The sequence below is a fragment of the Massilia aurea genome, from assembly GCF_014200505.1.
Classification (GTDB): domain Bacteria; phylum Pseudomonadota; class Gammaproteobacteria; order Burkholderiales; family Burkholderiaceae_D; genus Telluria; species Telluria aurea_B.
The window spans coordinates 24,845-49,595 of sequence record NZ_JACHBX010000005.1 but is presented as its reverse complement, the minus strand read 5'-3'; the positions used below and the strand labels follow the sequence as shown (position 1 = coordinate 49,595).

Genomic DNA, 24,751 nt, shown 5'->3' with positions numbered 1-24,751 from the left:
AACGCCATCGCCGCCTGCCCTAGCCCACCCGGATCCGGTTATCCACCCGCACTGCGCCGTTCTGCGCGCCGGCCAGCGCCATCTCGACGACCACGTCGAGCGAGTCGCGCCGGTACGTGATCGCGCGCAGCAGCATCGGCAGGCTGATGCCGGCGATGACTTCCACGTGGCCCGCGTCGGCCAGCGAATTGCAGCAATTCGACGGCGTGCCGCCCTTGACGTCGGTGATCACCAGGACGCCGTCGCCGTCGTCCAGGCGCGCGATGGCTTCCTTGGCCAGGCAGTTGATCTGGCCGATATCCTGGTCAGCCGTCACGTCGATTGCCTCGACGCGCTCGGTGGGGCCGCGAAACACGTGCGTCGCTGCGGCGATGAATGCCTGGCCCAAAGGTGCGTGGGTCAGGAGCAGAATGCCTACCATGTCGTTATCCAAGTACTTTCTGTTCAACCGCGTCGATGAACATCGCGGCCACGTCAAAACCGGTCTGGTCGAAGATCTCCTGGAAGCAGGTCGGGCTGGTCACGTTCACTTCGGTCAGGTTCTCGCCGATCACGTCCAATCCTACCAGTAACAGGCCACGCTCGGCCAGCAATGGGCCGAGGGCTTCGGCGATCTCGCGATCGCGCTCGCTGATCGGCTGCGCCACGCCGATGCCGCCGGCGGCCAGGTTGCCGCGCACTTCACCGTTTTGCGGAATCCGCGCCAGCACGAACGGCACCGGCTTGCCGCCGATGACCAGCACGCGCTTGTCGCCCTTGTCGATCGCCGGGATGAATTTCTGGGCCATGATCGTGTGGCGGCCGTTGGCCGTCAGCGTCTCGATGATCGAACCCAGATTGAGCGCGTCGCTCTTCACGCGGAAGATGCCGGCGCCGCCCATGCCGTCGAGCGGCTTGAAGATCACGTCGCCGTGCTTGGCGTGGAAGGCGCGCAGGCGCGCTTCATCCGAAGTGACCATCGTCGGCGACGTGTATTGGCTGAACTGGCCGATCGCCAGTTTTTCATTGTGGTCGCGGATCGCCGACGGGCTGTTGATCACGCAGGCGCCCTGGCGCACGGCCAGTTCGAGCAAGTAGGTGCCGTAGACGTATTCCATGTCGAACGGCGGGTCCTTGCGCTCGATGATCGCGTCGAATTCGGACAGCTTCACGTCGACGGCGGCATCGGCCGTGTACCAGACATCCGGCTCGCCCGTCAGGTGAATCTGCATCACGCGCGCGCTGACGATGCCCTCTTCGAGCACCATGTCGCGCTGTTCGAAGAAGTACAGGGCATGACCGCGCCGGGCCGCCTCGCGCATCATGGCGAAGGTCGAATCCTTGTAAATCTTGAATCCGGACAGCGGGTCGGCGAGAAAAGCGATTTTCATGGGGCGTCCAATCGATGTAATACCTTGATTTTAGCCCGAATCGGCAAACCTCGCGGACCAAGCCCCGAGGTGTGCCGGACGCAGTGCGTCAGTACACTTCCGGATTCGGATCGGTGCGTTCGAGTTCGAGCGACGCGGCCAGCATGCCCAGGCGCGCAACCACGCCGTACACGTAAAAGCGGTTGGGCGCGGCGGTGCCCGGCTTGGCCTTCGGATCGGGCATCGCATGCTGCTGCGCGAACGCCAGCGGCACGAACTGCGAACCGGGGGCATTGAGGTTCTGGTCGATGCCGCGCTCGGCGTGCACACGGTAGAAGCCACCCACGACATAGCGGTCGATCATGTAGACGACCGGCTCGGCGACGGCGTCGTCGATCGATTCGAAGGTGGGTACGCCTTCCTGGATGATCAGATCGGTCACGGCCACGCCATCCTTGACCACCGACATGCGCGCGCGCTGGGCCGGAGTCAGGTCGCGCACTTCGCTCGCGTCCTTGATGGTCATGATGCCCATGCCATAGGTGCCGGCGTCGGGCTTGAGGATGACGAAGGGCTTGCGCTCCTTCATGCCGTATTCCTTGTACTTCTTCTTGATCTTCGAGAACAGCGCCGAGACGTCGTCGGCCAGCGCTTCGGTGCCGACGTTCTCGCGCAGATCGACTTCGGCGCAGGTGCTGTGCAGCGGGTTGACCAGCCACGGGTCGATGTCGATCAGCTTGCCGAACTTCTTGGCCACTTCGTCCAGCGCCTTGAGGTGGTTGCTCTTGCGGCGCAGCGCCCAGCCGGCATGCAGCGGCGGCAGCAAGGCTTGCTCATGAACGTTTTCGAGGATCGACGGGATACCGCCCGACAGGTCATTGTTGAGCAGGATGGTGCACGGGTCGAAGTCGGGCAGGCCGACGCGCCGGCCATTGGCCGAGCGTACCAGCGGCTCGAGCACGAGCATATTGCCGTCAGGCAGCGCCAGCGGGGTCGGCTCGGTGATCTCGGGCGAGAACGTGCCAAGGCGGACATGCAAGCCGGTCTGGCGGAAGATCTGCATCAGGCGCGCGACGTTCTGCAGGTAGATCGGGCTGCGGCGGTCGGCGTCCGGCACCAGCAGCAGGTTGCGCGCATCCGGGCAATACTTGTCGACGGCCGCCATGGCCGCCTGCACCGTCAGCGGCAGCATCTCGCTGGCCAGGTTGTTGAAGCCGCCCGGGAACAGGTTGGTGTCCACCGGTGCGAGCTTGTAGCCGGCATTGCGCAGATCGACCGAGCAATAAAATGGCGGCGTGTGCTCCTGCCACTCGAGGCGGAACCAGCGCTCGATGGCAGGCGTGGCTTCGAGGATTTTCTTTTCCAGGTCCAGCAAAGGACCGGTCTGGGCGGTGGCGAGGTGCGGAACCATTGATTGGACGTCCTTGTTGTGCGCTTCTTGTTGTTAATTTAACTTGGGAATCGCATATGGGGTTGGTCCGGGTATTTTAAAGGGCTGGTGGAAAGCGCGGGGAATCGCATTGTCACGAGCGTAAAAAAACGTCGTTCCCGCGGAGGCGGGAACGACGTGCGGGGTGTGGCTGGATCAGTAACGGTAGGCCGATTCGCCGTGGCTCGTGATGTCCAGGCCTTCGCGTTCCTCTTCTTCCGGCACACGCAGACCGATCACGATATCCACCAGCTTGAAGGCGATGAAGGCGACGACGGCCGACCAGATGACGGTCACGCCGATCGCATGGGCCTGGATCCACAGCTGGCCGACGATCGAGTAGCTCGTGTTCATCGCATTGGTCGTGTAATCCCACACGCCCTGCCCGCCCAGTGCTGGCGACGCAAACACGCCGGTCAGCATCGCGCCGAGAATACCGCCCACGCCGTGCACGCCGAACACGTCCAGCGAATCGTCAGCGCGCAGCAGGCGCTTCAGGCCCGTCACGCCCCACAGGCAGACGATACCAGCCAGCAGGCCGATGACCAGTGCGCCCATCGGACCGACGAAGCCGGCGCCCGGGGTGATGGCCACCAGGCCCGACACGGCGCCCGATGCGGCGCCCAGCATCGATGGCTTGTGCTTGAAGATCCACTCGCCCAGTACCCAGGTGAGGGTCGCGCCGGCGGTGGCCAGCAGCGTGTTCAGGAACGCCAGTGCCGCCACGTCGCCTGCTTCGAGCGCCGAGCCGGCATTGAAGCCGAACCAGCCGACCCACAGCAGCGATGCGCCGACCATCGTCATCGGCAGCGAGTGTGGCGCCATCGATTCACGGCCGTAGCCGATCCGCTTGCCGATCACATAAGCGCCCACCAGGCCGGCCACGGCCGAGTTGATGTGCACCACGGTGCCGCCCGCGAAGTCGAGCGCGCCCTGCTGCCACAGGTAGCCGGCAGCTGCGGTAACGGTTTGCAGCGAGGCAGCGTCGGTGATGGCGTCAGGACCGGCCCAGAACCAGACCATGTGCGCGACTGGCAGGTAGCCGAAGGTGAACCACAGCACGACGAAGACCAGCACGGCCGCAAACTTGGCGCGTTCGGCAAAGGCGCCGACGATCAGCGCGCAGGTAATCGCTGCGAAGGTGCCCTGGAAGGCGACGAAGATGAATTCAGGGATCATCGTCTCTTTGCTGAAGGTCGCGGCCATCGCAAACTTGCCGGCGACCGGATCCCAGATGCCTTGCAGGAAGGCGCGGTCGAAGCCGCCGATGAACGCATTGCCCTGCGTGAAGGCAAGCGAGTAGCCGTACAGGCACCACAGCACGATGACGAGGGCAAACACCATCATCACCTGCATCAGCACCGACAGCATGTTCTTGGCGCGCACGAGGCCACCGTAGAACAGCGCCAGACCGGGAATGGTCATCAGGATCACCAGCAGCGTGGCGACGAACATCCAGGCCGTATCCCCCTTGTTGATGGACGGCGCCGCCATGGCCGGCAGGGCAACGCCCAGGCCCAGCAAGGCGGTCAGTATCGTTGTAGTTATACGCTTCATGAAAACATTCCCTCTTACAGTGCGTCGTTGCCGGTCTCGCCGGTACGGATACGGATGACCTGGTTCAGGTCGGCCACGAAGATCTTGCCGTCACCGATCTTGCCGGTGCGGGCAGCGCCCTGGATCGCATCGATGACCTGGTCGACGATGGCATCATCGACCGCGGCTTCGATCTTGATCTTGGGCAGGAAGTCGACGACGTACTCGGCGCCACGGTACAGCTCGGTGTGGCCTTTCTGGCGACCGAAACCTTTTACTTCGGTCACGGTCATGCCTTGCACGTTGATTTCCGACAGTGCCTCTCGCACCTCGTCGAGCTTGAAGGGCTTGATGATGGCGGTGATCATTTTCATGGTATTGCCTCTTTTGCAATCAAAAAGTTTTTGAGACGGACAGCACGGCGGCGGACTTGCCGAGATTCTTGCCTTCCGGGCTCAGGTAGGCGTCGGTATTCGCCTTGTGCCACGCCAGCGCCACGGTGGCGACGCCGAAGTCCTTGGTGACGCCGACCTTGTAGTCGGTGTACGAAAACGCGCTGTTATTCTTCAGTTTCTGGCGCCCGACGTGCAGGTTCAGGATGAAGCCGTTGCTGACGTCGATGTCGGCGCCCACGTCCAGGTAGCCGCTGCGCTTGCTGTCTGCGGTGCCGAACAGATTGGTCGTCGAGTGCGAGTACTTGATGTAGGCCGGGCCGTAACCGAGTTTGCCGTACAGCTCGAACGTGTTCGCGCTCGGGTTCAGGCCATTGTCCGGGTAGTAGTAATACAGGCCGCCGATGTCATAGCTGATCGCGTCGCTCAATTGACCGCGCTTGCCGCCATAGACGTCCCATTCGATATTGCCGTCGCCGCCCAGGTCTTTCGTCCATTTGATGGTGGAAAGCCAGGTGCCCACGTAGAAGCCGGATGGGCCGTGTACGTAGTCGACGCCGCCCTGCAGGGCGGGGTCGAGGGCTGTTTGCGACAGGCCGCGGTAACGGTAGTCGCTGGTGATGCTCGCGTTGTAGCTCACCTGGTGTTCGGCGGGTTGTTCCTGTGCCATGCCCGGAGCGCTGGCAAGTGCCGACACTGCCAGGACAACTGCGCTGAATTTTGCTTTGCACTTCATGACAAACCCCCTTGATGAACAACATGAAAAATGACTGCTTGTGGATCCTTGTGATGTTCTTTATCTATGCTTTATTTAGCAGGATGCGTGCCAGCTCATAGCCAGCTCATAAACGGGAAAAAGGTCCTTGTTTTTTTGGTAAACACGCCCCACATCGGTTTTGCTACAACACAACGGACCGCACACGGCACCCAGACGGCCGTTCGGCGCACTACATCAGGTCACATTGCACCAACATGGAGCGTGCGGCCTCGGCAGAAAGGGAAATGGATATGAGTAATAGCAACTTCTTCAGCGACTTGCAGGGCAAGATCAACCAGGCGCTCGAGAGCGGTCCGGCCAAGGATATTGAACGCAATGTGAAGGCGGCCATGACATCGGGCTTTTCCAAGCTCGATCTGGTCACGCGCGAGGAATTCGATATCCAGGCCCAGGTGCTGGCCAAGACCCGCAGCAAGCTCGAGGCGCTCGAACTGCGCGTGAGCGAGCTCGAAGCCAAGCTGGGTGCAGGCAGCACCACGGCGCCGTCGGCAACCTCATCGGCAACCTCGGCGACAGCGGCATCGGCATCGGCCGCGTTTCCGACCTCGGGCAGCTCGGCGATTCCGATGCCAGGCGCGGCGCCGTCGGCTACTGCGCCGTTCCCGGCTGCACCCGAAGATCCGACGATCGTCGTGCCGCCAACGCTCGACAAGCATTAAGCAGTTACCAGCGCAGTTACCAGCGTCTGGTTGAACGCGTGGGCGGGAAACCCGCCCACCCTACTACCCGGACTTCAATCGACGCTGACTTCCTTGCGGTTGTCACGCGCCACGCGGTCGATCAGCTTGTTGTACGGATCGACACCCACGTCGAACGGCTGTTCCTTCACGGTCACCGTCACAGTCGGATTCTCGCCTCGCAGTACACGCTTCTCCAATAACAGCACCCGCTCGTCCGATTCCTTGGCATCCTTCGCGCGTGCGAACACGCCGATCTCCACGGCCTCGTCATAGGTGCGTGGGGTTTCCTGCCCCTTGCCGTCGGCCTGCATCTTCGCCAGATGCAGTTTCATCGTCACGTCCCACTGTCCGTCCGGGCGTTTGACGGCCTTTGCTTCGGTCACGCGGTTATCGTAGAAGACGATGCGTTCGAACAGGTCGGCGATCAGCGCGTGCTTGCCGACCGGGGCTTCGGCGCGGATGTAGTCCACCAGTTCGGCGGAGGTCGCAAACGGCGCCTCTTGATAGCCCTTGTCCTGCAGGAAGCGCTTGAGGGCGCGGTTGAGCGCCGCTTCGCCGATCTCGTCGCGCAGGCGGTAGAAGACCAGGCTGCCCTTGCGGTAGTGGATGTAGTCCTGGTTCTCCACGCGCACCAGCGGCAGCTCCTCGATCTTTTCGGCGCCGCGCGAACTGAGGTAGCGGTCCAGCTCATAGCGCAGGAAACGGCGCATCTTGTGAGGGCCGTATTCCTTCTCCATCACCATCAGCGCCGAGTACTGCGCCAGCGATTCGATCAGCATGCTCGCGCCCTGCACATTCGCGGCCGTGACCTGGTGGCCCCACCACTGGTGCGCCATCTCGTGCGCCGTCACGTAGAAGACGTAGTCGATATCTTCCTTGTTGCGCAGGTCGGCGATGAAGCCGATCGCTTCCGAGAACGGGATCGTGTTGGCGAACGATTGCGCAAAGCGCTGGTAGTTCGGAAATTCCAGGATACGCACCTGCTTGTGCTGGTAGGGCGTGAACTGGGTCGTGAAGTAGTCGAGCGACTTTTGCGTACCCGCGATCATCCGGTCCACGTTGTAGGCGTGTTTCGGATCGTGATAGATCTCGATCGGAATGCCGTGCCAGTCGCCCTTCTTCACCTGCCAGTTGGCTGATAAATAGGCGAAGAACGGCATCATCTTCTGGTCCATCTTGTAGCGATAGAAGTTGCGGCCGTTTTCCTTCCACGCCTTTTGCAGGTAGCCCGGCGCCAGCGCGATCTGGTCGCCGCTGGTGGAGACGGTGGTATCGAAGCTGATCCAGTCGGCGTCGTCCCCGAACATCGTGTTGGCGCGGGCCGCCTGGTTTTCAAGCTTGGCCATGCGCTCCGGCTCGCCCAGGCCGCGCTTGCGGCGCTCGTTGCGGTCCAGTAGTTCGAACTCGCTCTGGTAGCCGACCAGCGGGAAGAACTCGCGGTTGTTGAAGAACGTGCCGTTCAGGTTGAGCGTGTCGCCCCTGCCCGCGTTGGAAAATCCGGGCCGGCGCACGTCCACCGTGAAGTCCAGTGCCAGGCGGGCGCCCGGCGCCGTCGGCTGCGCGAGCTTGAGTATCCGGAAGCCCGCTACCTGGTCGTCCAGGACCACCGTGTGTGCGGGCAGGCCGGCGAACGTGGTCACGACATCCGGATTGACCTGCAGGCGCAGCGTGTCCAGCGGCTGGCTGGTCTTGTTCTCGAAGACGTAGCGGCCCTTGACCATCACGCGCCGCTCGGCCGGGTAGATGTCCACCGCAGCGAGCACGTCGACGATCTTCACGTGGGGCAGGTCCTTGTACTTGCGGTAGGTCTTTTCGTACCTGGCCTGCTTGTCCATCGCGACGTTCTGCGCTTCGTAGCGGCCCAGCGTGACGGTATTGTGGAAGATCCAGCCGCCCACCAGCGCGAACGCGATCGTGCAGGCGGCCAGCGCGACACCCGATGCGCTTTTCAGGCGCCGCGTGGCTTCACGCGTGCGCGTGCGCCACTCGACCGACAGGCCACGCACCCAGAATGCCTGGGCCACGATCAGGCCTGCCACGGCAAACAGGGTCCAGTACAGCGCAAACCACGACCAGCCCGTAACAAAATGGCCGAAGCCGTTCATGTCCGAGTACGGCGTCTCGGGCAGCAGAGCGATGTTGTACAGGTTGTGATCGAAGTGCAGGACCGACAGGACGATCTGCGACACGATCAGCACGATCATGAACAGGTAGCCCAGAAACTTGTTGTTCGTGACGACCTGCAGCGCCACGGCGATCAGCGCCATCAGGATGTACGGCGTGCCGGCCATGAACACGCCCTGCAGATACACCATCGGTTCGATCGGCGCCCCGCCCTTGTACAGCTGGATGGCGATCGCGGTCAGGATCCCGGCAAACAGGAAGGCCAGCACCACGCCAACGAGGGCCAGGCTCTTCGCCACCAGCGGCGCCCAGTTCGGCATCGGCATCGCGTCGCTCACGTCGGCGATGCCGGCCTGGCGCTCCTTGAAAATCAGTTCACCGGCGTAGAAGATCACGATGATGAGCAGCAGGAAGTTGTAGCTGCCCTTGAGCAGCTCGATCATCAGGTAGGTGCGTGGGTAGACGTCGGTGCCGAACATCTGGTGCAGCTGACTCGAGCTGCCCACCATATTGAGTACGCCGAACAGCAGCATGACCAGGAACGGCACGCTCTTGAAGACGGCTACGGCATCGAAGACGAAGATATGCCAGCACTGGGTCCAGCGCGTGCCGCGTGTGAAGCGCGGCGCGATGCGTGGCAGCGCGACGTGGGCCGGCGTGCCCGCTACCGGCGCTGCCGCTTTGGCCTTGCCGAACAGGCGCTTTCCGGTGCCGGCGCGCTGCGGCTTGAACAGCACCAGCGTGAGGCCAAGCAGCGCCAGGCCGACCACGCTCCACAACAGCCGGTTGGCCAGCATATAGCCGCCGATGGCCGGCAGGCCGGCATTCGATTCGGCGGTGGAGAAGTAACGCGTGGCGCGGCCAAGGGCGCGCAGGCCGAACGGGTCGGCCAGCACGGCGAACCACTCATTGTCGATATTGCTGGTGAATTTGCCGGCCAGGATCCACAGCACGAAGAACGCCATCACGCCGACATACACCATCATGATCGAGCGTGTGGTTGAAGCCAGCAGCATCAGCAAGGCGCCGATGAACAGCAGGTTCGGCACCACCAGCACGCACAGCGCCCACAGGTAGGCCGCGCCGGGGAACGGCCCCACGCGCTCGGCGTCGATCCACGGCATCAGGGGACCGAGCATCATGCCCGCCACGATCACCGCGAAGATCACCATGCAGGCCAGCAGACCCGCCAGGAAGCGGCCGACGAGGTAGTCGTGCTTTTTCATCGGCGTGGCAAACAGCATGTCGGAGATGCCGACGTCGCCATCGCGCAGCACCGAGCCGGCGATGAAGATGGTGACGACGAACATCGACATCAGGCTGAAAACACCGAGCAGCTGCGCGACGACGACCGGCGCATTGCGGTTCACGTTGCCAATGCTGCCGCCGATCTGGATCGCATCGGTGGTGGTCGCGCCAAAGGCCAGCGCGCCGAAAATCAATGCGCACACCCACAACAGCGGCTGGCGCAGCTGGATGCCCAGCTCGAACTTGAAGAATTCCCGTAGCATGCCGGCTCCTTACGCCACGACCGGTGCGGTGGACGCCAGCGCCGCATCGGTCGTCGAAACGGCCGCGCGGTTGGCGTTGCGGATCTGGAGGAAGTAGACGTCTTCCAGGTCCGGCTCGACGCTGACGAAGCCGTCGTCCGGCTGCGATTCGGCGAACACATTGATCTGCGGCCGCCCCGCTACCAGGCGCGTGGAGAGCACGTTGAAATCACGCTGGTAGTCGGCCAGCGCATCCTGGCTGACGGTGCGGCGCCACACGCGGCTCTTGAGTGTGTCGATCGCAGCTTGTGGCTCGCCCTGCAGCAGCACGGTGCCCTTCGCGATCATCGCCATGCGCGGGCACAGATCGGTGACGTCTTCGACGATGTGGGTCGACAGGATCACGACCACCTGTTCGCCGATCTTGGCCAGCAGGTTCAGGAAGCGGTTGCGTTCATCGGGGTCCAGGCCCGCGGTCGGCTCGTCGACGATCACCAGGCGCGGCGCGCCAAGCAGCGCCTGCGCGATGCCGAAGCGCTGGCGCATGCCGCCCGAAAATGTGCCCAGGCCACGCGAGCGCGCTTCCCACAGATTGGTCTGGTGCAGCAGCGCCTCGACCATCTCCTTGCGCTCGCCCTTGGCCGTCAGGCCCTTGAGGACGGCAAAGTGGTTCAGCAGTTTTTCGGCGCTCACTTTCGGGTAGACGCCGAAGTCCTGCGGCAGGTAGCCGAGCTGGCGGCGCAGGCCTTCCTTGTCCTTTAACACATCCAGGCCATTGAAATCGATGCTGCCGCTGTCGGGGTCCTGCAGCGTGGCGATGGTGCGCATCAGCGACGACTTGCCGGCGCCGTTGGGGCCCAGCAGGCCGAACATCCCGTTCGGGATCTCGAGACTGACGTTGTTGATCGCCTTGACGCCATTGGCATAGGTCTTGTTGAGCTGCTTGATCGATAGCATGGACTGATTCTCCGGGGACGGTTGCGGTTGTGGTGCTGTTCACGATCAATGTAACGTTAATAAAAAGCAATGTCAGTATTTTGTGACAGACGGTATGAATTGCGGCATGAACGACGAGATGGTCGGTATATGCATCGGTCATGAAAGGGCAAGCGCGCGCACGCCTGTCCGCTCTCAAACGGTGGTGCGATCCGCGCTTTAGGATGGGGCACCCTGGCGTTCTGCAGAAGGAATCCGATGAGTCTCGCCGTCCTGAAAAGCCGCGCGCTGGCCGGCATGGCCGCGCCGCCCGTCAATGTCGAAGTCCATCTGGCCAACGGCCTGCCCGGCTGGACGATCGTCGGCTTGCCCGACACCGAAGTGCGCGAAGCGAAGGATCGCGTGCGCGCGGCGCTGCAGAATTCGGGCTTTGATATCCCGCCGCGCCGCATCACGATCAATCTCGCGCCGGCCGATCTGCCCAAGGAATCCGGCCGATTCGATCTGCCGATTGCGCTGGGCATCCTGGCCGCATCGCACCAGATCCGCGGCGATGCGCTGGACCGTTACGAGTTTGCCGGCGAATTGTCGCTATCGGGCGAGCTGCGGCCGATTCGCGGGGCATTGGCGATGGCGTTCGCGATGGTGCGCGCGGGTGCTGCACAATCTGCTTTACAGACCGACCTGCAGGGCCGGGCCTTCATCCTGCCGCTGGCCAATGCCGACGAAGCGGCGCTGGTCGAAGCAGCCCAGATCCTGCCAGCGCGCACGCTGCTCGAGGTCTGTGCGCACTTCGCCAACGCGCCCGATGCGCCCAAGCTGGTGCGGCATGTGGGGCCGGCCCTTGCGCATGCTGTGTGCTACCCCGATTTCGCCGAGGTCAAAGGTCAGCAGCATGCCAAGCGCGCGCTCGAGGTGGCGGCGGCCGGCGCGCATTCGTGCTTGCTGGTTGGCCCGCCCGGTGCGGGCAAGAGCATGCTGGCGGCGCGCCTGCCAGGCTTGCTGCCGTTGATGAGTGACGCCGAAGCGCTCGAATCGGCTGCCGTACAATCGCTCGCCGGCGGCTTCTCGCCGCAACGCTGGCGCCAGCGGCCATTTCGCAGCCCGCATCACACGACGTCCGGCGTGGCCCTGGTGGGCGGTGGCAGCGTGCCGCGGCCCGGCGAAGTCTCGCTCGCCCATCATGGGGTATTGTTTCTGGTTATAGACAGGGTACACATTATTAGATTAATGTTGCAATTAAGCAACTTCGCAATCATGCCAGCAGGTCTCTACTTAAGGGAACAAGATGGGTTTTACTGTTTACAGAAGCAATCAGCAAATCACGACAGAAGCCGGCTTCGGCAAAGTCGCTACAGCTCCCTGCATTTTCGACTCTAGACCCGGGTACCACCGACTTGGTAGCCGATACCTGATCGATCGAGCGGTGAATGCCTGGGATCCAGTTTCCCATGGTCGAAATCCTGGCCCACCTCCAAGTGAACAATCTCTACTCAACTATGCATATTGGTTGTCAAATTTCCTTGAGTGGGCAGAAATAAGGAACATCGACTTGACTACCTGCGAATACACGGCTCACATCTACGGACGTTATCAAAGTGAGATGATAAACGGTATTTGGTCACGAGATGCCCGTGGCCTCGCGGCGAGCACGGTAAACGTCCGGGTTCAAATTGCTTGTGACTTCCTCACTTGGCTAGCATATAAAGGCCACCGAGAGCCGTTTGAGCAGCCGGTTCGGATCCTGAATATCCGGAAAGGTAGTGCTACAAACGCCATTGCTCATCGCGGAGAGAAAGTTGCAGTTCGAGAAGGCAAAGTTCGAAAAAACAAACGCTACCTTAGACTCCCTACCGATAACGAAATTGGAAGCTGGCTGTCCGCCGTTTACGAACGAAATGGCGAGACAAAAGGATTGATGTGCGAAACAATCCTACTTACCGCAATGCGAAGAAATGAAGTCGCATCTCTTCGAATAGATTTTATTTCGGAAAATCCTAAGGAATGGCACCGCAATAATTCAGATGCCCCTCCAAAGGAACAGTCCGTTCGGGTGTCCATTAAGTACGGGACAAAAGGAACTACTTATGGCAGGGATAATGGAGACAAAATCGGCCCTCAACGAGAAATATGGATGCCCTTAGATTTGGCTGAGCGCCTGCATGAGTATCGGATGAGCCTACGCAATCGCTCATTAAAGAAATTAATATCTGCCGCCTCAAGCGTCGCTGAGAAACGTCGGCGAATTTCTGAATCAGTCCACCTTTTTTTAGACGAGAAAATAGGAAACAAACTCTCAGCAAAAAATCTTTATGATGCGTGGACAACAGTCGACCTTCCTTTTAAAGGCTGGTCGCCTCATTTGGGCCGTGACTGGTGGGCCTGCTCAGTGCTTTGGAGAGAAATCAAGCGGCACGAGCTGCTGCGCTCACTAGGAAATGCTGCCAGCGCCGCACTTTTGGAATCTACAGCGATGAGCATCATTCGACTTCAAATTCAGCCTCAACTTGGTCATGCACATGACAGTACAAGCATGATTTATCTTCAATGGGTAGCTGATATGCTTGGCGTTGCCCTATCAATTAAGTACGAACAAGATCTGACTGAAGAGGAATTGATTTGAGCATCCGTAAGCATAATAAAGACCATCTAAGAGAAATAGCCCCTGCACTGGCCGAAGCCTCAGATCCTAAGAAATTTCATCAAACTGAATCTCCTCTTTGTTTTTGGACAGTCCACGAAAATCCAACACTGGTCGATCTCACGGTTTTCGCAGTCGGGGATAACTCTGTAGCGAACGTAGTAGGCACGCGTCTTGGCGGCTTTTCCGGCAGGCCTTTGTTGATTGAAGAACTTGCCCCAGTCATGAAAGCTCTTATGGAGTACTACACTCCAGCAACATGCGCCCGATATTTAAGTTCACTTAGAAGCTGGTGGAGACTTTTTGACGCAGTCGAATGCCGTGATCAACCGCAAGGCACCAACATCAAACCCGTACACAGCGTAGAGCATATTACAGAGATACATCGACAAAGAGCTCATGATGAAAATATGAATCGTGGACTATTCGGATGCAGCTTAGTCTTATTTAACATCGCTCGAAAACATAAAGGGCTTCGGCCACTTCATTGGAAACCAATGGAACGCCGAGAGCCCATTCGGCATCTTCCTCCCGAGTGGCAAATTCGAAAGCTAAGAATTTATTTAAAACACCGTTGGTTTGAAGCGCTTTTCCGTTGGCAAACTGCAGACGAACTACTTTCAGGGCGTCACACAGTTAATCAAGAAGAGGAACGTTTGAAACGCAACTATCTTCGATTTCGAGATGTTGTTATCCGTTCCGGCAACCCGCGCCCTACAGCTCGCGAGCTTTTTAGCGATTTCTCAGGCACGCGCTATTTAAAGCAAGGCTACAGCGTGTCCGATATGCTGCGTGGCACATATCCTGATTCTGAAACAATACGCTACGCTTTCTTTTTATGTCTAGCAAACACTGGATGGAACGCTGCCGTTTTTCTTAGTCTGAGTACTAATCGAACGTTTATAGAGTCGCACCCGAAGGATCCATCCCGCTATCTCTTGCGTGGCTTCAAGACTCGGGCGGGAACTGAACAAGTTAGCGAAGGCTTATACAAATCAAAAGGTTCTGTCGGGGTCATTCTGCAAACGTTAGTTCAACGTACAGAACCACTGCGCGCGCGATTGAAACTCCAGTTATACCAAGAGAGTCAACAATACACGGAAATGATTGCTGCAAACAGTTCGGAGGCTGAACTCAACAGTCAAAGGAAGTTAATTGAAAGACTCAGAGAAGGCGCTTCTGCAATTTGGATTTATGTTACCGCAAAAACGGACGAGATTGTCTGGTTAGCACGAGATGAGCGAAATCACGCAACTACGGGACCATCATCTTTTCTTTCAATCGTAATTAGCCGAATAAATGAAGACCAACCGCTGGAAAAAAAACTATCGCCATTGAAACCAAGTGACCTTCGCGATGCGTTTGCTGCCTATGCATTTCGCATTAGCGGCGGGATGATTCTTTACGTGATGAAGGCACTAGGACATAGGAGTCTAAAATCGACACAGGCCTACCTGAACAACACGTTAATTAACGCGCAGTCCGAAAACCTTTATAGAAATTTCAGCAATTCACTCTGGGACGAGATAAAGCTACATGGCCGGTTAGACCCAACGATCATCGCCAGTAACTCGCGATATGGAATCACGACGCAGAGAGAGCTTAGCCGACTCGAAGAGTATCGCACGCTACGCCGAAGCCGGATCGGCGTAGGCTGCAAAGACCCAACACATCCACCGAAATCTATAGCCCCAAATTTCCAGGTCAATGGAAAATCGATGTGTCATGTCCAGAGGTGCATGCTGTGTTCCGAACATGCAGTAATATTCCCGGACAGCCTGTCCGGAATTTGTAAGCGACTAGCAGAGCTAAGAACGATCAAATCGCAGATGTCTACGTTAGCATTCCTAGAATCATCATTCGGCCAAGAAATGGAAAATATAAACATAATCTTAAATGGATTTGAGGCTGCCGAGCGTGACCAATTCACTCTCTACTGGGAGCAACGCATAGCCGAAGGATCCCACTTAGTAATTGATATCGATGGCCTGCAGAAAGTAAACGTATGAACAGTCGCAACACCTCAACTGGAATTTTTGACAACGCAGCAGCCCCAATTCGAGTCGAAACAGAGTTCGAAACCACCCGACTCCAAGCATTGCAACTCGTCGCCGCGGAACAGATTCAATTTCTCGATGAAAGCTCTTTAGTTTGTGCTCAATCCATACTGCAACACGGCACAGTCTTCGGAACATGGCTTACTCCTCGCAAATGGCACCTCGGCGTCAGAAGAAACCATCTGAACATCGACCTGAAGTCTCGGCTACTGGATCTCATGCCCGAGCAGTCTGCACGCGAAAGGACAATAACAGTGCAGGGGCAGCGGTTGCTAAAGATCGCTGTTAAACTTTTGACCAAATACTTAGTCGTCCTTCGCGTCGCACCCGCCAGCATGGGCCGATCTACGCCTAGTCCAATCAATCCTCGATACGTAGCTGGACAAGCTTATTTTGGTACACCATCGCTATTTGCAATCGCTCTTTGCAAATGGTTGAACGAACGCGAAGGAAGCGCGCCGGACGAAGGGGGTTTCCTAAAAATCGTTGAAGTGACGGATATAAAAAAACAAAGCGTGCCTGTTCAGGAGCACGTTATGCGAGAATCGCGACGAATGCAACTATTAGTCGATCGAGGCTATTGGACGGATCTTCCGAATATTGGTCCCGACGATGCGAAAGTTACTGATGTATCAGGGAATCCTCTTCCCTACCCTGCCTATCGAGTAAAAAGCCCCCATCTACCATTGCCCGACGACTACGTGTCAGAAATGGGCCGTAAAAGCCTTTGGATCATCGAAACTCTAGGACCGACACTCCTTCAAGTAGCTGAAAAAATAAGTACGGACCTTGTCGAAATAGAAAACTGTGCACTATCGCCTCAGAAGGCACAAAACCGGAGACGCAATGCGGTCGACAAAGTTCTTAGCTCTTGGATATGGACAGACGTCGATGGTCATCCTTTTGATTCGACTCCATTTGAAATTCGGCTTTCTCAATTAGGCAGAAAGAGAAGTACTCTCGCGGACATGAGATGGCCTCCAAAAAATCTTATATCTATTCTTGGACTCCTAGCTAACTTACAGTGTGCTCATCTGTTCGTCGTTCTTCTTGCCACTGGCGCGCGAAGTTCAGAGATCCTGACCTTGCGTCGCGACTGCATCGAATACGCCCGGAACGGATATCCTTACCTAAACGGTCGAACTTTCAAACTCGTTGATCGACATGACGGTTTGGCTCGTGACTGGACACTACCAGACTTAGCAATTCAGGCAATAGAACAGCAATGTAGGCTTGTCCCGCTGATTGAATCCATTCAGCACATTGGAGCCAGGAAAATCATGATAGAGGCAGACAAACAGGATGATTTTTTGGATCATCTATGGGTTCAGGTCGGCGCTGGGTCGAATAGCAATCACAAACTACCTGCTCAAGACTTAGCTGTTCCTCTACGTTCCTATGCGATCGCGATTGGCATGGACCCTAAACCTAATGACCAGTGGCTTCGCCCTCATCGCTTTCGAAAAACCATAGCACGCCTGGCCGCCCTAGCTCTTACCCATGCACCGAAAATTCTCATGGATGTATTCGGGCACAAATCCATCGAGATGACTCTTTATTACATACTCTGTGATAAAGATCTCCAAGCAGATATTGAAACTGTTAGCAGGGAACTTCGCGTAATGCGAGCTGAGACGGCCATTAATGCAATTGTTGATGCCGAAGATATGGGGAAGGACAGCGCACCGGTTGGAAATTATGGCGGCCCCGCAGCCCTCATGCTACGTAGTACTATCGATCGACAGAGGGAGCAATCGCACTTGGCGGGCAATCAATGGGGTTCAGATTCCGTTCGTGACTTAGCGGAAATACTCACACTGCAAGGGAAAGCTTGGGAGGTCGTTCGGCAGGGGGTGATTTGCACAAAACTTCCCGGCACGGAAGCTGGGCCTTGCAACAAAAGCAAAGGTAGACCAGAGCCCTCTAAATGTCAGCCTGATTGCAGCCATAGGCTTGAAGAAGCCTTCTTGCGGGAAGACATTGATAATTCTATTGCCGTATGTGTCAATGAATATAATAATGCCAATACTGAACGAGACGAACTAATGCAGGCGATGTGGGCAGGACAGATACGCGCGCACATTGGGAGGCTACCGGAACTAAAAATTAAGTGGCAGAACGATCCCATAATTCAAAAAATTCTCGCTTTAGAGCTAACTTAACTATTACCGAACATTTGATGACAATCGATGCACGAACATTAGCCTTGCATTCAACTGAGGCGCGACGCGCCCAGATTCGGGAAAAAGCGAAACAGCAAGGATTACTTAGGACAATTGAAGTCCGGCGTAAGGTCGAGGAGGCAATGACAAACGTCACCGAAGAAATGAAAGCGAACGGAGGTATCTATCCACACAACAAGGGTTCCGTTTCATCGGCTGAGGTAGCCAGGCGCGCCGGCATTCATGTGACGACCTTGTTCAGCCCTTGCCAAAAGGAGCTGGGTCAACAAGTAAAAGAATGGGTACGCGACCTGAAGTGCCTACAAATAGTAGGTCGGGTTAAAATACGGCGAACACTCTCGGAGCGAATCGCTGATTGGAAGACACTATATGAAGGGCTTGCTCAGTCTCACCGCGATACGGAACTTGAATTGCAGGCGAGAGAATCTGAATTAGAGCTGGTCCGAGCTGAACTTCAGAGGCTCAAACTAGAAAACACGAGCCTCGAACGTCTTCTCAAAGATAATAATGTTGTATCGATTTACAGATCTTCACGTGCTGACGCTAATTGATCTGCTTGGACCTAGCTAATTTTCGTTAGCGTTGATGCACAGCGCCGGCGCATGGCTAGTCCACTTCAGGGTGATCAGAAATGGTCTGCCTGTTCTAATTGCGTCTCCATGTTCTCCAGTTTGTTGGACCGTAATATATGGCACGAAAGCGTTATACGTCTCCCTAGCAGGTGTAGACGGACCCGAAAAATGTACCAACGCAACGAGTGAGTGGAACTCTTCGTATCTCAATTTGTCTACCTCCCAGTCACGGTTCCACATCGTTTTGTACAACTTCACTTTAGACTTTCCGGCAGGGCTAGCATCATATGTCCGCTTCAACATATCGAAAAAGCAGAATGAATTTACGCCTCGAACCAAAGACATGCGCGTGTGGAATCGCCCCGTGATTTTCGAGAAGTCGTTGGAGCGCGCGGCGTTGGCCTTCCCAAGCGTGGAATCGATATCCTCTTGGCCTGTGACGATTACCCACGCCCGGCCCTTGCATACGGTGCTAAGGCCCTCGGTGATAGTTTGCTAGTTCTGCATTAGTTGAGCGGTCTTGCCGATGAACTGGCCTACTTCGTCGGCGAGAAACACGACGCGGTGGCCGGGCCCCTTCGAGTCCAGATAGTCGCGCACGATCCCGGCGAATCCCTCCATGTTAATCTTGTAGGTCTCAGCCGCGTTGTCGAACCATTTGCCGGCCGACTCGACCGACATGCCTAAGGCGGCCGAGAGGCCGGCGATCACGCCGTCTCGCAGAAATCCGACCGCGTCGCGCTCGGCCTCCCATGCGCTGCCGTTTGAATGCTCGAATGCCTGCCTGAATGCCTCGTAGCTCCCCTTCGAGATAAGGTGGCGCTCCGGCGATCCAATTTTGTCTGAAGATTAAGCACTTTTTAAACTGGGCGATAGGTCTGGCGATGGTATAGCGAGAAGCCTGCGAAGGGTCGCCGCCCCAGACAGGCAAACACAGTGAGCCGTCGCTAAGAGCATCTTGACGTGGCAATTGAGGGATGACCAACGACAACGGGATGCTCCTGCTAGTCGACAGCGCAAGGATCAAAATCTTGAATCACCGCGCGTGAAAAATAACAAGCACAACGCGGATTAACATCAACAGTGCGGAAGGCGCAGCTAGGTTCTGAGACTCCAGCTTAAGAACGTGAATATATGCTTACCGGGAAGAGCGTTTCCTCAGGGCATCTTCAAGTATTTCAACGACTAAGCCTGGAACGCTAATACTTTTTCGCTGAAGTAACGTAGCTGCAGCTGATAGGTTCAGAAGATCTTCGTACAACTGCGGCGTAATGCGTATAAGCACAGCTTTCTTCTTTGCAACTGATTGGGGTGTAGTCATCTAAACGGTATAGTTAGTTGCAAAAATGTAAATTGGGCCGCAAATGCCGTGGCCTATTGTGCCCGAAAACCGGACCATTGCACAATGGATATCGATCCGGTTCGACTAGACGATTCTCATGTGTTAGCGGCAATCGGCGCCGCTATTCGATCATTGAGAAAAGAACAAGGGCTCTCTCAAGAAGAGCTTTCGTACCTCTCATCTATTGATCGGAGTCACATGGGCAGGGTTGAACGCGGCGAGCGCAATCTATCTATGCTTAACCTTGTTCGCATTTCGCGCGGCATCGGTTGCCAACCATCAGAAATCATGAAGACAGCTGGACTTTAGGTCCTATCAAGCCGCTATACTACATATCGTCAAAGTTCGGCTCACATATCATCAAAGTTAGAGCATGACCATGACGATATGTGAGCCGAACTTTGACGATCGATTGGATCGATGAGTCAACGAGTCGCAACTTGTCGTTCGAGAGAATGGGAACGCCCTTAAACGGCCCTGTGCGAGAGCGCTAAATGTTCGCATGGCGTCGCCAGCAGCCGCGTCGACCCTGTGAAGGCCGCGATCAGCCCCCCACTGTCCCACTAATGCAGACGATGGCATCCGCACCGACCGCGCCAAAGGCATGCGTACTCGGCCTACGGCCGCCGCCGCTAGATTTTCGACCTGACAACCTCTTATGCTGCCCTGAACGTTCAGGTTCGGCCAAAAGCGGACTTAGAACAATTCATTTCCTTTGCATACCTATGCTTGTGAACACAACACTTGTTGAAATCGTGGACTCGTTAGAAATGCTTGACGAGGACCACTGCATTTTCGCGCGCAAGCCATGGAGCACAAATACTTTAGCCACCGTCGGGCCCCTAACTGACGACTTCAGGGTCCCAGCAGAGGTGGCGGGTGAAGAATTTGAATATTTCCTTGAGGTCTACGTTGCAATAGAGGTACTGGAGGTGTTTGGAACACGCCAACCGAATCTTCAAGAGCGTAGAAATTTGATTTTTTACTATGCCGAAAACGACGCCTATCCTGATTGGGTCTACAGCTAGGTGAGCACGAAGTGAGGCACTACTGTAATTGCAGCCTATCCGGACTATGTCCGCTTTGGGTCGGGTGCGGTCCTTCGTGACAGTCCACGATTTTTTGGGCTTGGCGACCTGATATGCTGAGCTCAACGGCCGGGTTCGGCCAAAAGCGGACTGTCGCTGTCCGGCAAGCCCGTAGTAGCGAACCTGTGGGCCAGTTGGTGCCCGTCGGCCGTCGAGAGACGACGGTCTTGGCCAAAGCGCAGGCAGGGCGTGGCGATGTCGTCTTCATCTTTGCTAATCAGGGTGGTTTTGCCCCGGCATTCAAATGCTGTCTTTCCCAAAAAAGCATGGTCCTGCAAAATGTTCTGATCGACCATATTGGCGCCATGGCGCGCTAATCAGGGGCGCGCGGCTTGCCGACAACACTTTTTTTCAATGCCAAGGGGACCAGCCAGTCAAACGCCGCAGGGGCGAGCTATCGCCGGCGACCTTGGCCAAGCATCTCGACAAGCTAGCCGTTCGGCGACAGCGCTGTCGGCCATCAGCATCGCGATGCCGTGGCCAAACGCAACGACCTCGATCCTCACGTTGTCGGCGCCTAGGTCATCCTGCGCATTACAAGTATTGTTGAGCGTCAGATTCCGTTTCATGGGGTTGGCGTCGCTCCCCTGGAAGACGACCCGCCATGCGGTGGCAGTCCCTGCGGCTGCAGCTCCAGAAAGGGTTCCAAGTGCACCGGGCGCTGCCAGGGCAAGCGATTGGGTCACGACCGCCCCGCGCGATGGTGCGTTATTGTCCATTTTGTCTAGGAATCGTTACCGCCGCCGTGCGACGCGCTGCACGCGGTACCTGAATATACTGAAACCCGCCGCAGGCCCACAATCCGGCGCTCATTATTTCTGCCAGCCCCACCTGGCAAAGATCGCGCTGCCTTGCGGCGATTGCAGGAATGCGATGAACTGCTTCGCTTGCGGGTTGGCAGCGCCATGCTCAGTCAACGCCACGCCGGTATCGCGGTAAATCGCATAATCAGGTTCGATTGGCACGACGTCGGCCAGGCGCGGGTTCGACACCTGCCAGATATTCCAGATAAGCCACGCGTCGATGTCGGTGCGCGCGGTCCAGGTACCGCGCGCGCTCGCGCTGTTGGGTGCGTAACTGGCAATATTTGCGCGTACCTTGCGCACCGACTCCATGCTGCCTTTGCGGCCAGCCATGTCTTCCCAGACGCCGTTCTGGCCGGCACCGTTGACCACCAACAGGCGCACGCCGGGCTGCATCAGGTCGGCCACGCCGCGCAGGTGCTTGGGATTGCCGGGACGCACCAGGATCGCCAGGGGACGCATATATAGCGGGGTAATGCTTGCCTCCTGTATCTTGCCGCCCATCGCTAACGTAAAGTCCGTCATCATCGTTTCCGAACCGCTGTAGATGATGTCCGCATCCTGTTTTGCGTGGTCGACCAGCTCGGCGTGGGGCCAGCCGTGACGGTGACTTTGATGCCGTTCGCGTGCTCGAATGCCGCCGCCGCCTCTTTCATCGCAGGAGCCGGTCCACCCGGGCCGTACACCAGCAACGGCTGCTGGGCACACGCGATACCAGCGGTGAGCGAGACTGCAACAACAAGGCTGCAGCGCGCCGCGGTCAAATAGTGATGTGATGTCATGGCGTTTTCTTTCGTTTTTGGAAAATGGATGGCGTACTGCTACGTCCTTAAACACCCAGAAATTTGATCAGGGCGAAACTGATGACACCAAGGCCGAGCAGCGAAAAAATGACAACCCCGGCAACCTTGCCGCCGGCACGCAGGACAGCGCGGGCATCGACGCCGAGGCCGAGCGCGGCCATCGACATAATGGTGAAGAAATTGGCGGCAACGTGCGCTGGCGCCAGCGCTGCCTGCGGAATCCAGCCCAGCGAGCGCAAGCCCAGCAATGCAAGGAAGCCGACGATAAACCACGGCACCAGGTGCGCGACGTTCAGGCGGGCGCCTCCCCGTCCGCGCCCTGTCAAGGACAACACCAGCACGACCGGGCCCAGCATCAACACGCGCACCAGCTTGACCAGGGTGCCAATGTGCACGCTGGCTGCGGACACCGAACTCGTTGCCGCCAGTACCTGTGGCACGGCATACACGGTCAGCCCGGCAAACACGCCGTATTGAACCGGCGTGAATGACAACAGCCCGACTAGCAACGGCAACCCGAGCACCACCACCACACCCAGCACCGCCGTAAAGGCGATGGAGGCGGCCACGTCCTTGCCATCTGCGTCGATCACTGGGGCCACCGCCGCAATCGCCGAGTTGCCGCAAATTGAATTGCCGCAAGCAATCAGGATCGCCATCTTTTTCGGCAGACCGGCGCTGCGGCCCAGGAAATAACTGAACAGAATTGCCAGCACGACTACCCCGGCAATGCCGCCGACCAGTCCCATGCCGTTTTCGAGCAGCGCGCCGGCGCTGACGGATGCGCCCAGCAGCACCACGGCAATTTCAAGCAGCAGCTTGGCGCCCATATGGATGCCTGGCTCGAACCGCTGATCGAGACGGTGCACGGTGCGCAGTCCGGTTCCGAGCAAGATCGCCAGGACCAGGCTTTCAAGCCACGCGCGTCCGAACAGATGGGCTTCTACAGCTTCCAGCCCATACGCGGCCAGCGTGACGGCGCCGCACAGTAACAGGCCGGGTACAAATGGAGCGCATTTTTGATAGTGGGATGTCATGGTCGACTCTCGTTCAGATATTTAGTGCATGCATTATTGAACGGCGATTTCGTTCGGTCCATCGTATAATTAATGACAAATCATTAGATTGGATCGAACGATGACATTGGACCAGCTACGCATTTTTGTTGAAGTCGCACAACGCCAGCACCTTACTCAGGCGGCTTCCGCGCTGTTTCTATCCCCGTCTGCCGTCAGCTCATCGATCAAGGCCCTGGAAGAGCGCTATGGCACGGCACTGTTCCATCGGATAGGACGGCGCATCGAACTCTCCGACGCCGGTTTGATTTTCTTGATAGAAGCGCAACGCACGCTGGCCAGCGCGCGTGCAGCGGAAAACACGTTGTCGGAGCTGGGCCAGATGCGGCGCGGCACGCTGGCAATCCACGCCAGCCAGACCATCGCGAGTTACTGGCTACCGCGCTTGCTCGTGCAATTCAGTCAAACCTACCCGGCCATCGACCTCACCCTGGAAGTGGGCAATACCGACAGCGTGGCGCAGGCCATCCTGCTGGGTGGCGCCGATCTCGGTTTCATCGAAGGCGATATCGACGAACCCTCCCTGGCCATCGAAGCTGTGGGGGAGGATCAGCTCGTTGTCGTGGTAGCACCCGATCATCCATGGTCCGCCGGGGTGCCGCTGGCGGCTGCCGACCTGGTGCAGGCGCAATGGATTTTGCGCGAAACCGGTTCCGGCACGCGTTCGGCGTTTGAGAAAGCGCTGTCGGACATGGGCGTGCCGGTCGCCGCAATGCAGGTTGCTCTCAGCCTGCCGTCCAACGAGGCGGTGCGCAGCGCGGTGATGGCCGGTCCCTTTGCCACCGCGATTTCCGAACTGGTCGTGGCATCGCATGTTCAGGCGGGCCTGCTGGCGCGCGCGGCGCTGGTCCTGCCGGCGCGTGGGTTCTCGATGCTGCGTCATCCTGAACGCCATCGCAGCCGTGCGGCGCTGGCATTTGAAGAATTGATGAACACAAAAAAATAAATACAAATACATGGAATAAAAACAGGGCAATGACGTTTGCACCTGTAGCAAGCCCGTTTTTCAACCTGACCTGTACTGGACCGCACCCATGAAAACCACCCACCTGATGTTCCTGTTGGCCAGCACCATCGGCATCGCCACCACGGCTGTTGCCGGGCCTGCGCTGGATATGGCGCAAGCCCACTTCGCCGCCATTGGCGCCGGTGAACACGCCGCCATCGTGCATGATTACGCCGACAATGCGCGGCTGACCTGGGTTGGTGGACCGCTTGACGGCAGCTACGACGGTGCAGCCGCCATCGGCGCCGTATGGAGCAAGTTCGGCGCGATGGGCCCGCTGCGCGTCACCGTTATGGGCGCGTCCGAGTCGGTCAATCCGAAGGGTGCGACCGTCACGGCGGCAGTGCAATTCGACGGCAAGGCCTCCATCAAGGTGCGCTACGTGCTGACCTACCGCGACGGCAAACTGGTCAATGAAACCTGGCAGATCGATCCGAAGCTGGCCGCCAGCGCGATGTAATCACTG

21 protein-coding genes and 2 pseudogenes are annotated in these 24,751 nt (G+C 57.7%); 10 read left to right on the top strand and 13 right to left on the bottom strand.

Annotation, left to right across the window (positions count from 1 at the left end; translation table 11 throughout):
• Positions 1-19: 19 nt before the first annotated feature.
• The 6 genes from HD842_RS20145 to HD842_RS20120 form a co-directional block, all read right to left on the bottom strand.
• Entirely contained in the window at positions 20-421 is a 402-nt protein-coding gene (locus tag HD842_RS20145; RefSeq protein WP_183556650.1) for a PTS sugar transporter subunit IIA, read from the bottom strand.
• A gap of 4 nt (positions 422-425) precedes the next feature.
• The gene (gene gshB, locus HD842_RS20140; RefSeq protein ID WP_183556648.1) at positions 426-1,370 is read right to left on the bottom strand and encodes a glutathione synthase; all 945 of its coding nucleotides are present in this window, start codon (positions 1,368-1,370) and stop codon (positions 426-428) included.
• An 88-nt stretch (positions 1,371-1,458) separates the two neighbouring features.
• On the bottom strand, positions 1,459-2,760 hold the full coding sequence (gshA, locus tag HD842_RS20135; protein ID WP_183556646.1) for a glutamate--cysteine ligase: 1,302 nt from the start codon (positions 2,758-2,760) through the stop codon (positions 1,459-1,461).
• 174 nt (positions 2,761-2,934) lie between these two features.
• Positions 2,935-4,335 (bottom strand): ammonium transporter, encoded by a 1,401-nt coding sequence (locus tag HD842_RS20130; RefSeq protein WP_183556644.1) that lies wholly within the window; start codon positions 4,333-4,335, stop codon positions 2,935-2,937.
• Positions 4,336-4,349: 14 nt separating this feature from the next.
• Entirely contained in the window at positions 4,350-4,688 is a 339-nt protein-coding gene (gene glnK, locus HD842_RS20125) for a P-II family nitrogen regulator (protein ID WP_137171558.1), read from the bottom strand.
• A gap of 19 nt (positions 4,689-4,707) precedes the next feature.
• Positions 4,708-5,442, bottom strand: a complete 735-nt coding sequence (locus HD842_RS20120) for a TorF family putative porin (protein WP_183556642.1) — start codon at positions 5,440-5,442, stop codon at positions 4,708-4,710.
• Between the two features lie 272 nt (positions 5,443-5,714).
• Between HD842_RS20120 and HD842_RS20115 the strand changes: the two are divergent.
• A pseudogene (locus HD842_RS20115) lies at positions 5,715-5,948 on the top strand (accessory factor UbiK family protein); the annotation flags it as partial.
• 269 nt (positions 5,949-6,217) lie between these two features.
• Here HD842_RS20115 and HD842_RS20110 read toward each other — a convergent pair.
• Positions 6,218-9,799 carry an ABC transporter permease/M1 family aminopeptidase gene (locus tag HD842_RS20110; RefSeq protein WP_183556640.1) on the bottom strand — a complete coding sequence of 1,194 codons (3,582 nt, stop codon included), beginning with the start codon at positions 9,797-9,799 and terminating at the stop codon, positions 6,218-6,220.
• Between the two features lie 9 nt (positions 9,800-9,808).
• The gene (locus HD842_RS20105; RefSeq protein ID WP_183556638.1) at positions 9,809-10,735 is read right to left on the bottom strand and encodes an ABC transporter ATP-binding protein; all 927 of its coding nucleotides are present in this window, start codon (positions 10,733-10,735) and stop codon (positions 9,809-9,811) included.
• A 237-nt stretch (positions 10,736-10,972) separates the two neighbouring features.
• On the opposite strand from HD842_RS20105, the pseudogene HD842_RS20100 reads away from it, so the two are divergent.
• From HD842_RS20100 to HD842_RS20080, 5 genes and pseudogenes are all read left to right on the top strand, one after another.
• Positions 10,973-11,914, top strand: a pseudogene (locus tag HD842_RS20100) (YifB family Mg chelatase-like AAA ATPase); the annotation flags it as partial.
• A gap of 352 nt (positions 11,915-12,266) precedes the next feature.
• Complete coding sequence (locus tag HD842_RS20095) at positions 12,267-13,337, top strand: site-specific integrase (protein ID WP_183556634.1); 1,071 nt, start codon at positions 12,267-12,269, stop codon at positions 13,335-13,337.
• Positions 13,334-15,364, top strand: a complete 2,031-nt coding sequence (locus tag HD842_RS20090) for a hypothetical protein (RefSeq protein WP_183556632.1) — start codon at positions 13,334-13,336, stop codon at positions 15,362-15,364. Before HD842_RS20095 ends, HD842_RS20090 begins: the two co-directional genes overlap by 4 nt.
• Positions 15,361-17,574 (top strand): site-specific integrase, encoded by a 2,214-nt coding sequence (locus HD842_RS20085; RefSeq protein WP_183556630.1) that lies wholly within the window; start codon positions 15,361-15,363, stop codon positions 17,572-17,574. The genes HD842_RS20090 and HD842_RS20085 overlap by 4 nt, the downstream gene beginning before the upstream one ends.
• A 17-nt stretch (positions 17,575-17,591) precedes the next feature.
• On the top strand, positions 17,592-18,146 hold the full coding sequence (locus HD842_RS20080) for a hypothetical protein (protein ID WP_183556628.1): 555 nt from the start codon (positions 17,592-17,594) through the stop codon (positions 18,144-18,146).
• Between the two features lie 516 nt (positions 18,147-18,662).
• Here the strand turns inward: HD842_RS20080 and HD842_RS24190 are convergent.
• The gene (locus HD842_RS24190) at positions 18,663-18,878 is read right to left on the bottom strand and encodes a hypothetical protein (RefSeq protein WP_229424862.1); all 216 of its coding nucleotides are present in this window, start codon (positions 18,876-18,878) and stop codon (positions 18,663-18,665) included.
• A 694-nt stretch (positions 18,879-19,572) separates the two neighbouring features.
• Here HD842_RS24190 and HD842_RS20070 point away from each other — a divergent pair.
• The gene (locus HD842_RS20070) at positions 19,573-19,818 is read left to right on the top strand and encodes a helix-turn-helix domain-containing protein (RefSeq protein ID WP_183556626.1); all 246 of its coding nucleotides are present in this window, start codon (positions 19,573-19,575) and stop codon (positions 19,816-19,818) included.
• A gap of 422 nt (positions 19,819-20,240) precedes the next feature.
• On the top strand, positions 20,241-20,537 hold the full coding sequence (locus HD842_RS20065) for a hypothetical protein (protein WP_183556624.1): 297 nt from the start codon (positions 20,241-20,243) through the stop codon (positions 20,535-20,537).
• Positions 20,538-20,659: 122 nt separating this feature from the next.
• Here the strand turns inward: HD842_RS20065 and HD842_RS20060 are convergent, their stop codons facing one another.
• From HD842_RS20060 to HD842_RS20050, 4 genes are all read right to left on the bottom strand, one after another.
• Positions 20,660-20,893, bottom strand: coding sequence for a hypothetical protein (locus HD842_RS20060; RefSeq protein ID WP_183556623.1), 234 nt, complete (start codon positions 20,891-20,893; stop codon positions 20,660-20,662).
• A gap of 516 nt (positions 20,894-21,409) precedes the next feature.
• Positions 21,410-21,925, bottom strand: a complete 516-nt coding sequence (locus tag HD842_RS20055; protein WP_307139974.1) for a substrate-binding domain-containing protein — start codon at positions 21,923-21,925, stop codon at positions 21,410-21,412.
• Positions 21,925-22,182 carry a substrate-binding domain-containing protein gene (locus tag HD842_RS24395; protein ID WP_229255202.1) on the bottom strand — a complete coding sequence of 86 codons (258 nt, stop codon included), beginning with the start codon at positions 22,180-22,182 and terminating at the stop codon, positions 21,925-21,927. Before HD842_RS24395 ends, HD842_RS20055 begins: the two co-directional genes overlap by 1 nt.
• A gap of 47 nt (positions 22,183-22,229) precedes the next feature.
• The gene (locus tag HD842_RS20050) at positions 22,230-23,240 is read right to left on the bottom strand and encodes a YeiH family protein (RefSeq protein WP_056139903.1); all 1,011 of its coding nucleotides are present in this window, start codon (positions 23,238-23,240) and stop codon (positions 22,230-22,232) included.
• Positions 23,241-23,340: 100 nt separating this feature from the next.
• On the opposite strand from HD842_RS20050, the gene HD842_RS20045 reads away from it, so the two are divergent.
• Positions 23,341-24,225: a LysR substrate-binding domain-containing protein gene (locus tag HD842_RS20045; RefSeq protein ID WP_056139900.1), complete on the top strand. Its 885-nt coding sequence runs from the start codon at positions 23,341-23,343 to the stop codon at positions 24,223-24,225.
• An 88-nt stretch (positions 24,226-24,313) separates the two neighbouring features.
• The gene (locus HD842_RS20040) at positions 24,314-24,745 is read left to right on the top strand and encodes a nuclear transport factor 2 family protein (protein ID WP_056139895.1); all 432 of its coding nucleotides are present in this window, start codon (positions 24,314-24,316) and stop codon (positions 24,743-24,745) included.
• Positions 24,746-24,751 lie beyond the last annotated feature (6 nt).